Genomic DNA, 12,368 nt, shown 5'->3' with positions numbered 1-12,368 from the left:
GTCAAAGGAATGGAAACTCGTGAGCGACACACTGGAACTGATTTTACTGCTGCTGATCCTGGCGACTCTGGGCGTGGCGCTGTTTCGTCTCCTGCGCCTGCCGGCCATGCTCGGATACCTCCTCACCGGGATCCTGATCGGGCCCCATGCTGCAGGCTGGATTCCCCCCGGTGAAGAAACCCGGAACCTTGCCGAATTCGGGGTCGTGTTCCTCATGTTCAGCGTCGGGCTCGAGTTCAGTTTACCCCAACTGATCGCCCTGCAGCGCACCGTATTTGGCCTGGGTAGCGCCCAGATGGGACTGGCCTTCGGGCTGGTCTTTTTGCTGGGCTGGTCCATGAAATTACCCCTGCAAGGCACGGTGGTTTTGGCCGGCGCGCTGTCCCTGTCCTCCACCGCGATCATTTCGCGTCTGCTGGCCGAACGCTCGGAACTGAAATCCCCCCATGGGCAACGCATCATGGGCATGATGCTGTTTCAGGATCTGGCGGTCGTCCCACTCCTTGTTCTGATCCCCGCTCTTGCCCAACCCCACGATCATCTGGCACGTCTGATGCTCATCGAAGTCTTCGAGGCCATCGTCATTCTGTCCCTGTTGCTGGGCTTGGGCAAAAAGTGGCTGGGACTCTGGTTCCACTGGATTGCCCGTCAAAAGTCCTCGGAACTGTTTCTGCTCAATGTCCTGTGGGTCATTTTGCTGTTGGCCTGGATCACCCAGAAGGCCGGATTATCGCTGGCGCTGGGCGCTTTCGTGTCCGGCGTGTTACTGGCCGAAACCGATTACCGCTATCAGGTGGAAGATTACATAAAACCCTTTCGCGATGTGTTGCTCGGTCTTTTCTTCATCACCATCGGAACGCTACTGGACCTGAATGTCGTGGTCCACCACCTGCCCGCCGTACTGCTGACCCTGGTCCTCCTGCTGGGACTCAAGTTGCTGACGGTGTACGGCCCCGCGCGCGCGCTGGGCGAGCAGGATTCGATTGCACTGCGTACCGCCCTGGCCATGGCGCCGGCCGGCGAATTCGGGTTCGTGCTGCTGGCCCAGGCCGAAGGGCTTCATCTGGTCCCTGCCACGCCGCTTCAGATCGTTCTGGCAGCCATGCTCATCAGCATGATCCTGGCCCCATTCATTCTGCTCACGAGCGATCGTATCGTCCTCTTCGTCTGCAAGAATGAATGGGCCCTGCGTTCCGTCGCCCTCCATGAATTGTCCCGTCGAAGTTATGGGAAGCAACGTCACGTCATCGTTTGCGGATACGGCCGGAGCGGTCAAAATCTGGCCCGTTTCCTGGAACAGGAGGGGGTCTCCGTCCTTGCTCTGGACCGCGACCCGCAACGGGTCCGGCTGGCCTCGGAAGCGGGCGACGAAGTCGTGTTTGGCGATGCGGGACGACAGGAAGTCCTGATTGCTGCCGGCATCCAGCGCGCCTCGGCGCTCATCGTCAGTTTCTCCGATACGGCGTTGTCTCTCGCCATCATTGCGCTGGTCCGGGAGTTGAAGCCGGCGCTTCCGGTCATCGTCCGTACCCGTGATGACAGCGATCTGGATCGTCTGAAAGAGGCGGGGGCAGCCGAAGTCGTTCCGGAAATCCTGGAGGGATCCCTCATGCTGGCCAGTCATGCCCTGCTCGAACTGGGCATACCTCTGTCGCGGGTCCTGAAACGAATCCGTCAAGTCCGTGCCGAACGCTATCAGTTGATGCGCGGGTTTTTTCGTGGGTTGACCGACGAATCCAGCGAGAACACCAACCCCGACCAACTTCGCCTGCAAACGCTGACCCTGCTGGAAAACAGCCTTGCCAGGGGGATGCAACTGCGTGACCTGCCCCTTCATCAGTGGGGGGTGGAAATCACTGCCCTGCGCCGGCGTGGATTGCGGGGGTTCCAACCCGAAGGAGAGACCCGCCTCGAAAGCGGGGATATCCTGATCCTGCTCGGCCGTCCGGAGGCGCTGGCCCAGGCCGAAGCATGGCTCATTCAGGGAAAGTGAGTCGTGCCCCTGCCGCCCACCGTACCTCTGAGCGCCCTGGATTTCACCCCGCACCTCTGCCAACTGCTCCATACTCTGGGACTGCACAGCGGATTCGATTTATTGCTGCACCTTCCCCTGCGCTACGAAGATGAACGGCATCCCGGTTCAGTCGCGGCCCTGACGCCGGGGCAAAGCGCCTGCCTCATCGTTCAGGTGGTTCGTCACGAAATTCGCCAGGGTCCCCGCCGCACCCTGACCGTCCAGGTCAGGGATGAAACCGGCCTGCTCGAATTGCGCTTCCTCCATTTCCATCCCGGCCAACTGCGCCTGTTCGCCCCGGGCAACCGGTTGCGCCTCTTTGGTGAAGCGCGCCAGGGCTACCAGAGACTGGAAATGATCCACCCCCGTTGCCAACCATTCAAGGAAAACAATCCCCTTCCGGCCACCTTGACCCCCGTTTACCCCACCTGTGCCGGCCTGTCCCAGAGTGCCCTGCGGCGCGCCCTGTCACGGGCGCTGACGCAACTCGACCTGAGCGACACCTGGGACCCCTCCTGGCGTGATTCCCTGGGGTTACCCGACCTGGCCACGACCCTGAAGATCCTGCACGGCCCCACCGATACGTCCCAACTGGTCCCCGCCCTGTGGCAACGTCTCAAATTCGATGAACTGCTGGCCCAGCAGTTGTCCATGCATTTCCACCGCCGACATCGCAGCGAAACCCTGGCCCAGGCCTACCCCGCCCAGGGAAAACTTTCCCGATCTTTTGAACGATCCCTCCCGTTTCCGCTCACTGCCGCCCAACGCCGGGTCGTCGAGGAAATTCGTCGGGATCTGGCGCAAGAACGCCCCATGCATCGGCTGTTGCAGGGAGACGTCGGCTGTGGCAAAACCATTGTCGCCGCTCTGGCTGCCGTTCAATGCATCGAGGGAGGAGGGCAGGTGGCCCTGATGGCGCCCACCGAATTACTGGCCCAGCAGCACCATGCAAAACTCTGCGACCTGCTCGCTTCCCAGGGAGTTCCTGTCGAATTGCTGACGGGACAACTCGGGAGTCAGGCTCAGCGTCACCTGCACCAACGCATCGCCAATGGAGAAATTGGCCTGGTCATCGGTACCCATGCGCTGATTCAGGAACGGGTGTCCTTCAAGAACCTGGGGCTGATCATCATCGATGAGCAACATCGTTTTGGCGTCGCCCAGCGTCTCTCGCTCCACCAGAAAGGAGGAGAATCCGGCCGGATCCAGCCCCATCAACTCATGATGAGCGCCACGCCCATCCCCCGCAGTTTGAGCATGAGTTACTATGCCGACCTCGACGTCTCCGTGATTGACGAATTGCCCCCCGGACGCCAGGGCATCACCACCAAACTGGTTTCTGCTGCCCGTCGGAACGAGGTCATCGAACGCATTCGTTCGGCCTGTCGCCAGGGTCAACAGGCCTACTGGGTGTGCCCCTTGATCGAAGAATCGGAATTTCTCGACCTGCAGAACGCCCAGGACACTTTTCAGGCCCTCACCGCCGATGCGCCGGATTTGCGCTGCGAATTGCTTCATGGCAGACTTGCCGGAGCCGAGAAACAGGCCATCATGAATCGGTTCCAGAAAGGAGAACTTCAATTGCTGGTCGCCACCAGCGTCATCGAGGTGGGGGTGGATGTGCCGAATGCGACACTGATGGTGATCGAACATGCGGAACGAATGGGGCTGGCCCAACTCCATCAGATGCGCGGACGGGTAGGACGGGGCACAGGTCCCGGCGTTTGCCTGCTCCTCTATCGGCCCCCTCTGTCCGAATTGGCGCGTCAACGTCTGAAAGTGATTTACGAACACACCGACGGGTTTGAAATCGCCCGCCAGGACCTCCTGCTCCGTGGCCCCGGCGATTACCTGGGTTCCCGTCAAAGTGGCCTGGCTCTGCTGCGCTTCGCAGACCCCGTGCAGGATGATGACCTGCTGACCCTGGCGCGTCGGTACGCGGCCGCCTGGATCGTCGAGTCCCCTGTAAAATCCCGCCATCATGCCTCGTGCTGGCTGGGCACACGTCAACCCTATCTGAATACTTGAACGCACATGAACTGGAATGCGTGGTGGCGCCTGACCCGGATGGATAAGCCCATTGGCACCCTGCTGTTGCTGTGGCCCACACTCTGGGCCCTGTGGCTGGCCAGCCAGGGGCATCCCTCCCTATCCAATCTGATCGTCTTCTCGCTCGGTACCCTGCTGATGCGCTCAGCCGGCTGTGTCATGAATGACATTGCAGACCGCAAGGTGGACCCCCACGTTGCCCGGACCCGTCAGCGTCCCCTGGCCCGAGGAGAGGTCAGTGTCAAGGAGGCCGTCGTACTGGCGCTCCTCCTGAGCCTGGGTGCCTTCGCTCTGGTTCTGACCCGCAATACGCTGACCTTGATACTTTCCCTGCCCGCCCTTTTTCTCGCCGCCAGTTACCCCCTGACCAAACGATTTTTTCCGCTCCCCCAGGCCTATCTGGGTATTGCCTTTGGTTTTGGCATTCCCATGGCTTTTGCGGCCGAACTCGGTCAGGTACCCGGTTCTGCCTGGATACTGATGCTGGCCAACCTCTGCTGGACTCTGGCCTACGACACCGAATATGCCATGGTGGATCGGGAGGATGACCGCCCCCTCGGCATTCATTCCACGGCACTCCTCTTCGGCCACCGGGACGTGGCCCTGATCATGATGTTCTACGGACTTTGCCTGCTCCTGCTGGGCGGGGTTGGCTGGCACTTTCATCTGGGCGTGCCCTACTATGGGGGACTGTGCATCGCTGCCGGGGTGGCTGGCTTTCACTACACCCTGATCCGTACCCGCGCACGCGACCAGTGTCTGCGCGCCTTTCTGCACAATACCTGGTTCGGAGCCGCCGTCTTTGGGGGAATCTTCCTGTCCTACGCCCTGCGGTAGGAACAACGGCGCCCCGCCCCCCTCCAGTATCCGTGGAACTTTGATTCAGAATCCGTAACGCAGCCCCAGCGACAACAAATCAATGTTGGAATTTCCATTGATCCGGTTGTAATTCAACTGGTAATGGTCCCAGCCCCCCTGAAAACGCAAACGCTGACTGAGATCATAGTGCATCCCCAGGCCCGTCATGTTGTAAGGCAAGGCATCGTACAGTCCCACCGTCGACGTATTGGCAGCCCCCCCCGACCCCTGATTGCGGATGGTGGCCAGACTGCCCGTCAAGGCCAGACGGTCCCCCAGGGGCAGGATTCCCGTACCGCCCAGAACCCAGCTGCGGGAGAGCCCGGAAATCTCGGAGCCCCCCAATCCCTCGCTGCGCATATGACTGGACAGCGCGCTCCCTTCCGGGGCCAATTCCGTATTCCATTGCACCGAAAAGGGCAGGGCGCTGATCCCGGAAAACCAGCCACTGCTGGCCCCCTCCTGAGCCAGGGCCGCCTGCATCATGAGGAGGAGCATACCCACTCCCTGCACACTCTTTTTCATGACGATTTCCCCCAGTGACAGACGCCACCCCCCAGTGACACTTTTACACCTTCCATGTTAGCGCAAGGGATTTGGTGCAGGCAACACCGTTGCGTCCTGAGGGGCACCGGACTGTGGTATTTTTGATTCATGATAAACCCATCGGAGCAAAGCTTCCTGGGCCGCTTCCGTACCCCCGGCACCCGTTCCGTTCGCCAGAAAGACCACCACCACCCAGTGGTTTTGCGCATCCAGACCATAACCCGCCAGGGCTTTCACCCCCTCCAACGTACCACTCTTCAGATGAAAACGACCGCGCAGTTGAGGATCTTCAAAAGAATGGCGCAATGTTCCATCCACGTTCACGAGCGGCAGGGTGGTCATGAATTCATTCCCGTAAAGACTCTTCTCCTGCATCCAGAGCAACAGGTGCGCCAGATGTTCCGCAGAAATACGCGCCTTGCGCGATAACCCGGCACCATTCTCCAGCACCAACTCAGGGAAAACCAGCCCCCGTTCCGCCAGAATCCGGAGGACTTTGGCCCGACCAGCCGACTCCGTTGCCACGCTGGCAGAATCCGGGCCGTCCGTCGCCAGATCGAGCAACAAGGTTCGTGCCAGTACGTTATTGCTGTTCTTGTTCATTTGCAGAAGCAACTCGATCAGGGCGGGAGATTCACTGGATGCCAGCACGGGCCAGTCCCTGGGCACGGGACCCTGGCTCAGGGTCCCCGTGAATGTTCCTCCCAACTCATGCCACAGGGTCCGCAAGGAAGAATCGAGATAGGCGGCATTGGTCAGCAGGGAAAATCCCATGAGCCGGGTACCGCAAGCCTGCGGCATGGTCCCCGTCAACTCCAGAATCGCGCCCGCATCCAGATGGCGGTCAGGATGGGAGATCATCGCCTGTCCCGGAAATTTGGCGCGAATGGCATAGTGCAAACCTGAGCGCCACAGGGCCGGACAGGGGCCGTCGACGGTACGGGTCCGGTTGCGCAGTTCGATCCGTGGGAAAGGAAATTCCGGCCAGATCCGGAGCGGTTCACCGACCCTCTCTCCGGGACGGATGAACCACCATTGAGTCTGCTGCCCCACCTGCAAGGCATGAGGTATCACATTGTAGGCCCGAAAGCCTTCCTGGTCGAACGTGTCAGGGGAAGATGCCGATGGGGCAAACCCTTCCTGATCGAAACGAATCGGTCCCGACAGTTGGTGAACCCCCTGCTGGTACACCTGACGCCAGAGTTCCTGCCACCGTTCCAGCGTCAATCCCGGATCGCCCACCCCGACGACTCCGAAAGGACCCTGTCCCCTCTGTGCCTCCAAACGAGGCACGCGAACTTCCGTGCGCCATGTTTTGGCAGGACCCCAATTTTCCAGGGCCGCCAGAGTCGTCACCAATTTCATGACAGAAGCCGGATTGCGCGGTGTCTGGGCCTCCCAGGCCAGGCGCGGTTGAGGTTCATGGACCCCCCAGACCACGACAGAAACCTCCGAAGCCGGGACATTGGCCTGGGCCAGCGCCTGACGCAGGGTCTGCGGAAGTTCCTGCGAAACCGAAGGAAGAGGCCCGGGGTCGGCGCAGGCCAGTCCCCCCCAGGCCAGAAGCCACACGCCCCCGACAATCACGCTGAATTTGGTTATAATTTCTTTTTTACTCAATTGGATATAAAAATCTTCCGAAGACCTCGGGATTTTGGACGGTTTTTTATACCATTCCCCTTGAAAACCTCCCAAGACGCCCATACACTGTTAGCACTCGCACTTGACGAGTGCTAATCCTGTCTCAATTTTCTCAACATTGGAGAATCGTCGTATGAAAATTCGTCCCCTGCATGATCGTGTGATTGTCAAACGCCTTGAAGAAGAACGCAAGACCGCCTCTGGCATCGTCATCCCGGATTCCGCTGCAGAAAAACCCGATCAAGGTGAAATTTTGGCTGTGGGCAAAGGCAAGACTCTGGAAGATGGTACCTTGCGCGCCCTCGAACTCAAAGTGGGCGATCGAGTCCTGTTTGGAAAATACTCTGGTCAGGCCGTCAAGGTAGACGGCGAGGAACTGCTGGTCATGCGTGAAGAAGATGTCATGGGTGTCGTCGAGGCCTGAGCCTCCCCATTTTCAATCGAACCGGTTGGACCCACCGGGTCCGCCCCCGTTAAATTCAGGAGTCTAAAAGATGGCAGCTAAAGAAGTTCGTTTTCATGATAGTGCCCGCGCCAAGATGGTCGTGGGTGTCAATATACTGGCCGATGCAGTCAAGGTCACCCTCGGACCCAAAGGCCGGAATGTCGTGCTCGAGCGTTCCTTCGGCGCACCCACCATCACCAAGGATGGCGTGTCCGTTGCCAAGGAAATCGAACTGAAAGACAAGTTTGAAAACATGGGCGCTCAGATGGTCAAGGAAGTGGCTTCCAAAACCTCCGACGTTGCAGGCGATGGGACCACCACCGCAACCGTACTGGCCCAGTCCATCGTCAAGGAAGGCATGAAGTTTGTGGCCGCCGGCATGAACCCCATGGACCTGAAACGCGGGATCGACCGTGCCGTCACGGGCATCGTGGAAGAATTGAAAAAACTCTCCAAGCCCTGTACCACCAATACCGAGATCGCCCAGGTGGGTTCCATTTCCGCCAACGCCGATCACTCCATCGGCGAGATCATCTCCCAAGCCATGGACAAGGTGGGCAAGGAAGGCGTCATTACCGTGGAAGATGGCTCCGGCCTGCAAAATGAACTGGAAGTCGTGGAAGGCATGCAATTCGACCGCGGCTACCTCTCTCCCTACTTCGTCAACAATCAGGACCGTCAAATCGCCTTGCTGGAAGATCCCTACGTGCTCCTGCACGACAAGAAGATCTCCAACATCCGCGATCTGCTGCCCGTACTGGAGCAAGTGGCCAAGTCCGGTCGTCCGCTCCTGATCATCGCCGAAGACGTGGAAGGTGAGGCTCTGGCTACCCTGGTCGTCAACAACATCCGCGGCATTCTCAAAACCACCGCCGTCAAGGCGCCAGGGTTTGGCGATCGGCGCAAGGCAATGCTGGAAGATATCGCCATTCTGACCGGTGGAACCGTGATTGCAGAAGAAGTCGGTCTGTCGCTGGAAAAAGTGACGTTGAACGAACTCGGCCGTGCCAAACGCATCGAAGTGGGCAAGGAAGAAACCACCGTCATCGATGGTGCCGGGAACGAAGAGTCCATCAAGAGCCGCGTGACTCAGATTCGCAAGCAAATCGAAGAAGCCAGCAGCGACTACGATCGTGAAAAACTGCAGGAACGCGTGGCCAAGTTGGCAGGCGGCGTTGCGGTCATCAAGGTTGGGGCCGCCACTGAAGTGGAAATGAAGGAAAAGAAGGCGCGCGTGGAAGATGCACTGCACGCCACCCGTGCGGCAGTGGAAGAAGGGATCGTTCCTGGCGGCGGGGTCGCATTGCTGCGCGCCCGCTCCACCCTGACCGCACTCAAGGGCGACAATGCCGATCAGGATGCTGGCATCAGGATCGTGGAACGCGCCATCGAAGAACCCCTGCGTCAGATCGTAGCCAACTGTGGCGACGAACCTTCCGTAGTAGTCAACAAGGTACTGGAAGGAAAGGGGAATTTCGGTTACAACGCTCAAACCGGCGAATATGGCGATCTGGTTGCCATGGGCGTGGTCGATCCGACCAAAGTTACCCGTTTTGCCTTGCAAAATGCAGCCAGCATTGCCGGTTTGATGCTGACTACCGATTGCATGGTCGCGGAACTGCCCAAGGAAGAATCCCCCATGCCTGGGGGAGGAATGGGCGGTATGGGTGGCATGGGCGGCATGGACATGTAATTTTCCTGTTGCTCTCTCCGGTGTCCTGCACCGGCGTGTTGCGCCAAACCCCCTTCAGACCTGGTCTGAAGGGGGTTTTTCTTGTGTCGTGAAAAGCGCGAGGTCGGTCTGATTTATAATGGGCGCATTACCTTCCGTTTGAGCATTCGATGACCTCTTCTTCCCACACTCCGCCGCAAAAATCCTGGTCCGGACGTTTCAGTGCCCCCGTCGCTGAAACCGTCAAGCGTTACACGGCTTCGGTACTTTTCGACAAACGCCTGGCGACCCATGACATCCAGGGCTCTCTGGCTCATGCCCAGATGTTGTATGAGGTCGGCATCCTGACGGAAAGCGATTTTTCTGCCATCCAGCGCGGTTTGACCGTCATCCGCCAGGAAGTGGAACAGGATCGTTTTCCCTGGACTCTGGACGACGAGGATGTTCACCTCAATATCGAAAAACGACTGACCCAACTGGTGGGAGACGCGGGCAAACGCCTCCATACCGGGCGCTCGCGCAACGATCAGGTAGCCACCGACATCCGCCTCTATCTGCGTGCCGCCATCGACCAGCACCAGGCCCAACTGCGCGCCCTCCAATGTGCCCTGATCGCTCTGGCCGAACAGCATGTGGACACGCTCATGCCCGGGTTTACTCATTTGCAGGTGGCCCAACCCGTCTCCTTTGCCCATCATCTGCTGGCCTATGTGGAAATGCTGGGGCGGGATCGCCAACGTCTGACGGACTGCCGTCGACGAATCAACCAACTTCCCTTGGGTGCTGCGGCTCTGGCGGGAACCAGTTACCCCATCCGGCGCGAACGGGTGGCCGAGTTACTGGGATTCGAGGGACTCTGTCGCAATTCCCTGGATGCCGTTTCCGACCGTGACTTTGCCATCGAATATTGTGCTGCGGCTTCCCTGCTGATGGTCCACCTGTCCCGTCTGTCCGAGGAACTGATCCTGTGGATGAGCCCACGCTTCAATTTCGTCCGGATCGGTGATGCGTTCTGCACGGGTTCCTCGATCATGCCCCAGAAACGTAACCCGGATGTGCCTGAATTGGTGCGCGGCAAATCCGGACGCATCATAGGGCATCTCATGGGGTTGCTGGTCCTCATGAAGGGGCAACCCCTGGCTTACAACAAGGATAATCAGGAGGACAAGGAGCCCCTCTTCGATACGGTGGAAACATTGTCTCAAACCCTGGTCATCTACACCGAAATGATGGGCGATGTACAGGTCAATGCCGCTGCCTTGCGGCAGGCAGCGCTGGAAGGGTTTTCCACGGCCACCGATCTGGCGGATTATCTGGTCAAGAAAGGAATGCCCTTTCGGGATGCCCATGAAATCGTGGCACGTGCCGTACGGCATGCCGAAACCGAAGACTGTGACCTGGCAGAACTGCCCCTGTCCACGCTCCAGACCTTTTCTCCCATCATCGAATCCGATGTTCATGAGGTACTGACGTTGGAAGGGTCGGTGGCCAGTCGCAACATTCCTGGTGGAACGGCACCGACCCAGGTTCGCGCCGCTCTTCAGGAGGCACACCAGCGCTGGGATCATGAGGGAGAGTAACCGCCCCATCGTGCGTCCAGGATTCTGGACGGTGTGGAGTCTGCTTTGCCTGCCCTTGTGGGGGTGCGGACTCAAGGGGGGACTCTATCTGCCGCCCGGACAGACACCGGTTTCCGCCACCGTGCCCGCCCCCGCTCCGGAACCCACAACCCCTTCGGGGACGGCGCCTGTTTCCGGAACGGCGCCCGCTCCTTCCCCCAATCCTGCGCCCCCAACCTCTCCCTGACGAAAACGCCATGTCTCTGCCGCTCGCCCCTGTTGGCCCATACCGTTCGCCCCTCGATGGCACCCTGATGCTGGAGTCGGTTTCCCTGAACGAGATCGCCGAACGCTACGGAACCCCGTGCTATGTGTACTCCCAATCCGCCCTGCTCCAGTCTTACCAGGAGTACCGGGATGCCTTTCAAGCCTTTGACACCCTCGTCTGCTATGCCGTCAAGGCCAATGCCAACCTGACTCTCCTGCGCCTCCTCGCCGCGCAGGGGGCCGGTTTCGATATCGTGTCCGGAGGAGAGTTATTCCGCGTACTGCAAGCCGGCGGGGATCCACGCCGCATCGTATTTTCGGGAATCGCCAAGTCCCAGCGGGAGATCGATGAAGCATTGAAAGCCGGGATCCTCTGTTTCAACGTGGAATCCGCCGCCGAGCTCCAGCGCCTGTCCGGGTGCGCCACCCGCTTGGGGGTAACCGCGCCCGTCTCGCTGAGGGTCAACCCGGAGGTTGATGCGCGCACTCACCCCTACATCGCCACGGGATTGCGTACCAGCAAATTCGGCGTGCCGGCAACCACTGCGCTGGCCCTTTATCGGGAAGCCAGAAAACTTCCCCACCTGAAGATCGTCGGAATCGACTGTCATATCGGATCCCAGATCACCACGCTGGAACCTTTTCTCGAGGCCACCGATAAAATTCTCGAACTCGTGCACCAACTCGCCGCAGAAGGCATTCCCCTGGAGCATATCGATCTGGGCGGCGGCGTGGGCATTTGTTACCGGGATGAAACCCCTCTCTCCCTATCCGACTATGCAACGGCATTGAAATCGCGTTTCAGCCAGTTCCAGGGACGCCTGCTCTTTGAACCTGGACGACGCATCGTCGGCAACGCCGGTCTGCTCCTGACGCGCGTGGAGTACCTGAAAAGCATTCCGGAACGTCAACTGGTGATCGTGGATGCCGGCATGAACGATCTGATGCGTCCTTCCCTCTACCAGGCCTGGCATGAAATCGTTCCCGTCGGTGCGCTCCGAAAAACAGACCAGAAAGTGGATATCGTGGGCCCCGTCTGCGAATCCAGCGATGTTCTGGGCACGGAACGCGTACTCGATGCGCGGGCGGGCGACCTGTTGGCCATTCTTTCCTGCGGTGCTTACGGCGCCTCCATGTCTTCCCGCTACAATGCCCGTCCTCTCCTCCCCGAGATACTGGTCCATGGGTCCCGGAGCACCCTGATCCGCCGTCGGGAAACCTACGCGGACCTGATCCAGCATGAATTGCCCTGAGTCACGAACCTTTTCCCTGCCTCTGTACGAAAAGAAGAATTCGGCCTACAATGGCCTTCACGCT

General features: G+C 59.4%; 10 protein-coding genes. 8 read left to right on the top strand and 2 right to left on the bottom strand.

Features of this window, described 5'->3' with window-relative positions; genetic code table 11:
- The first annotated feature begins 19 nt into the window (after positions 1-19).
- From M6F29_RS00650 to ubiA, 3 genes are read left to right on the top strand one after another with little or no spacing between them, the layout of a single operon-like run.
- Positions 20-1,993: a monovalent cation:proton antiporter family protein gene (locus M6F29_RS00650; protein ID WP_298156554.1), complete on the top strand. Its 1,974-nt coding sequence runs from the start codon at positions 20-22 to the stop codon at positions 1,991-1,993.
- Between the two features lie 3 nt (positions 1,994-1,996).
- Positions 1,997-4,042 carry an ATP-dependent DNA helicase RecG gene (gene recG / locus M6F29_RS00645; protein WP_298156551.1) on the top strand — a complete coding sequence of 682 codons (2,046 nt, stop codon included), beginning with the start codon at positions 1,997-1,999 and terminating at the stop codon, positions 4,040-4,042.
- Positions 4,043-4,048: 6 nt separating this feature from the next.
- A complete protein-coding gene (gene ubiA / locus M6F29_RS00640; RefSeq protein WP_298156548.1) occupies positions 4,049-4,900 on the top strand; it encodes a 4-hydroxybenzoate octaprenyltransferase in 852 nt (283 codons plus the stop codon).
- A 45-nt stretch (positions 4,901-4,945) separates the two neighbouring features.
- Here the strand turns inward: ubiA and M6F29_RS00635 are convergent, their stop codons facing one another.
- Positions 4,946-5,446, bottom strand: coding sequence for a hypothetical protein (locus M6F29_RS00635; RefSeq protein WP_297455589.1), 501 nt, complete (start codon positions 5,444-5,446; stop codon positions 4,946-4,948).
- A gap of 57 nt (positions 5,447-5,503) precedes the next feature.
- Positions 5,504-7,087: a D-alanyl-D-alanine carboxypeptidase/D-alanyl-D-alanine endopeptidase gene (gene dacB / locus M6F29_RS00630; protein ID WP_298156546.1), complete on the bottom strand. Its 1,584-nt coding sequence runs from the start codon at positions 7,085-7,087 to the stop codon at positions 5,504-5,506.
- 154 nt (positions 7,088-7,241) lie between these two features.
- On the opposite strand from dacB, the gene groES reads away from it, so the two are divergent.
- The 5 genes from groES (at position 7,242) to lysA (ending at position 12,304) form a co-directional block, all read left to right on the top strand.
- Entirely contained in the window at positions 7,242-7,532 is a 291-nt protein-coding gene (gene groES / locus M6F29_RS00625; protein ID WP_297455585.1) for a co-chaperone GroES, read from the top strand.
- A gap of 70 nt (positions 7,533-7,602) precedes the next feature.
- On the top strand, positions 7,603-9,246 hold the full coding sequence (gene groL / locus M6F29_RS00620; protein WP_297455583.1) for a chaperonin GroEL: 1,644 nt from the start codon (positions 7,603-7,605) through the stop codon (positions 9,244-9,246).
- 149 nt (positions 9,247-9,395) lie between these two features.
- The gene (gene argH, locus M6F29_RS00615; protein WP_297455581.1) at positions 9,396-10,805 is read left to right on the top strand and encodes an argininosuccinate lyase; all 1,410 of its coding nucleotides are present in this window, start codon (positions 9,396-9,398) and stop codon (positions 10,803-10,805) included.
- Positions 10,792-11,031: an LptM family lipoprotein gene (locus M6F29_RS00610; RefSeq protein ID WP_297479637.1), complete on the top strand. Its 240-nt coding sequence runs from the start codon at positions 10,792-10,794 to the stop codon at positions 11,029-11,031. Before argH ends, M6F29_RS00610 begins: the two co-directional genes overlap by 14 nt.
- Before the next feature lie 10 nt (positions 11,032-11,041).
- Complete coding sequence (gene lysA, locus M6F29_RS00605) at positions 11,042-12,304, top strand: diaminopimelate decarboxylase (protein WP_298156541.1); 1,263 nt, start codon at positions 11,042-11,044, stop codon at positions 12,302-12,304.
- The last annotated feature ends 64 nt before the right edge of the window (positions 12,305-12,368 follow it).

The organism is Ferrovum sp., from assembly GCF_027317285.1.
Taxonomy (GTDB): Bacteria; Pseudomonadota; Gammaproteobacteria; order Burkholderiales; family Ferrovaceae; genus Ferrovum.
This window is presented reverse-complemented; position numbering and strand designations above follow the sequence as displayed.

Coding starts and splice junctions, on each gene's coding strand:
- groES (WP_297455585.1), top strand. CDS start 7,242: ATGAAAATTCGTCCCCTGCATGATCGTGTGATTGTCAAACGCCTTGAA.
- ubiA (WP_298156548.1), top strand. CDS start 4,049: ATGAACTGGAATGCGTGGTGGCGCCTGACCCGGATGGATAAGCCCATT.
- lysA (WP_298156541.1), top strand. CDS start 11,042: ATGTCTCTGCCGCTCGCCCCTGTTGGCCCATACCGTTCGCCCCTCGAT.
- argH (WP_297455581.1), top strand. CDS start 9,396: ATGACCTCTTCTTCCCACACTCCGCCGCAAAAATCCTGGTCCGGACGT.
- M6F29_RS00635 (WP_297455589.1), bottom strand. CDS start 5,446: ATGAAAAAGAGTGTGCAGGGAGTGGGTATGCTCCTCCTCATGATGCAG.
- groL (WP_297455583.1), top strand. CDS start 7,603: ATGGCAGCTAAAGAAGTTCGTTTTCATGATAGTGCCCGCGCCAAGATG.
- M6F29_RS00610 (WP_297479637.1), top strand. CDS start 10,792: ATGAGGGAGAGTAACCGCCCCATCGTGCGTCCAGGATTCTGGACGGTG.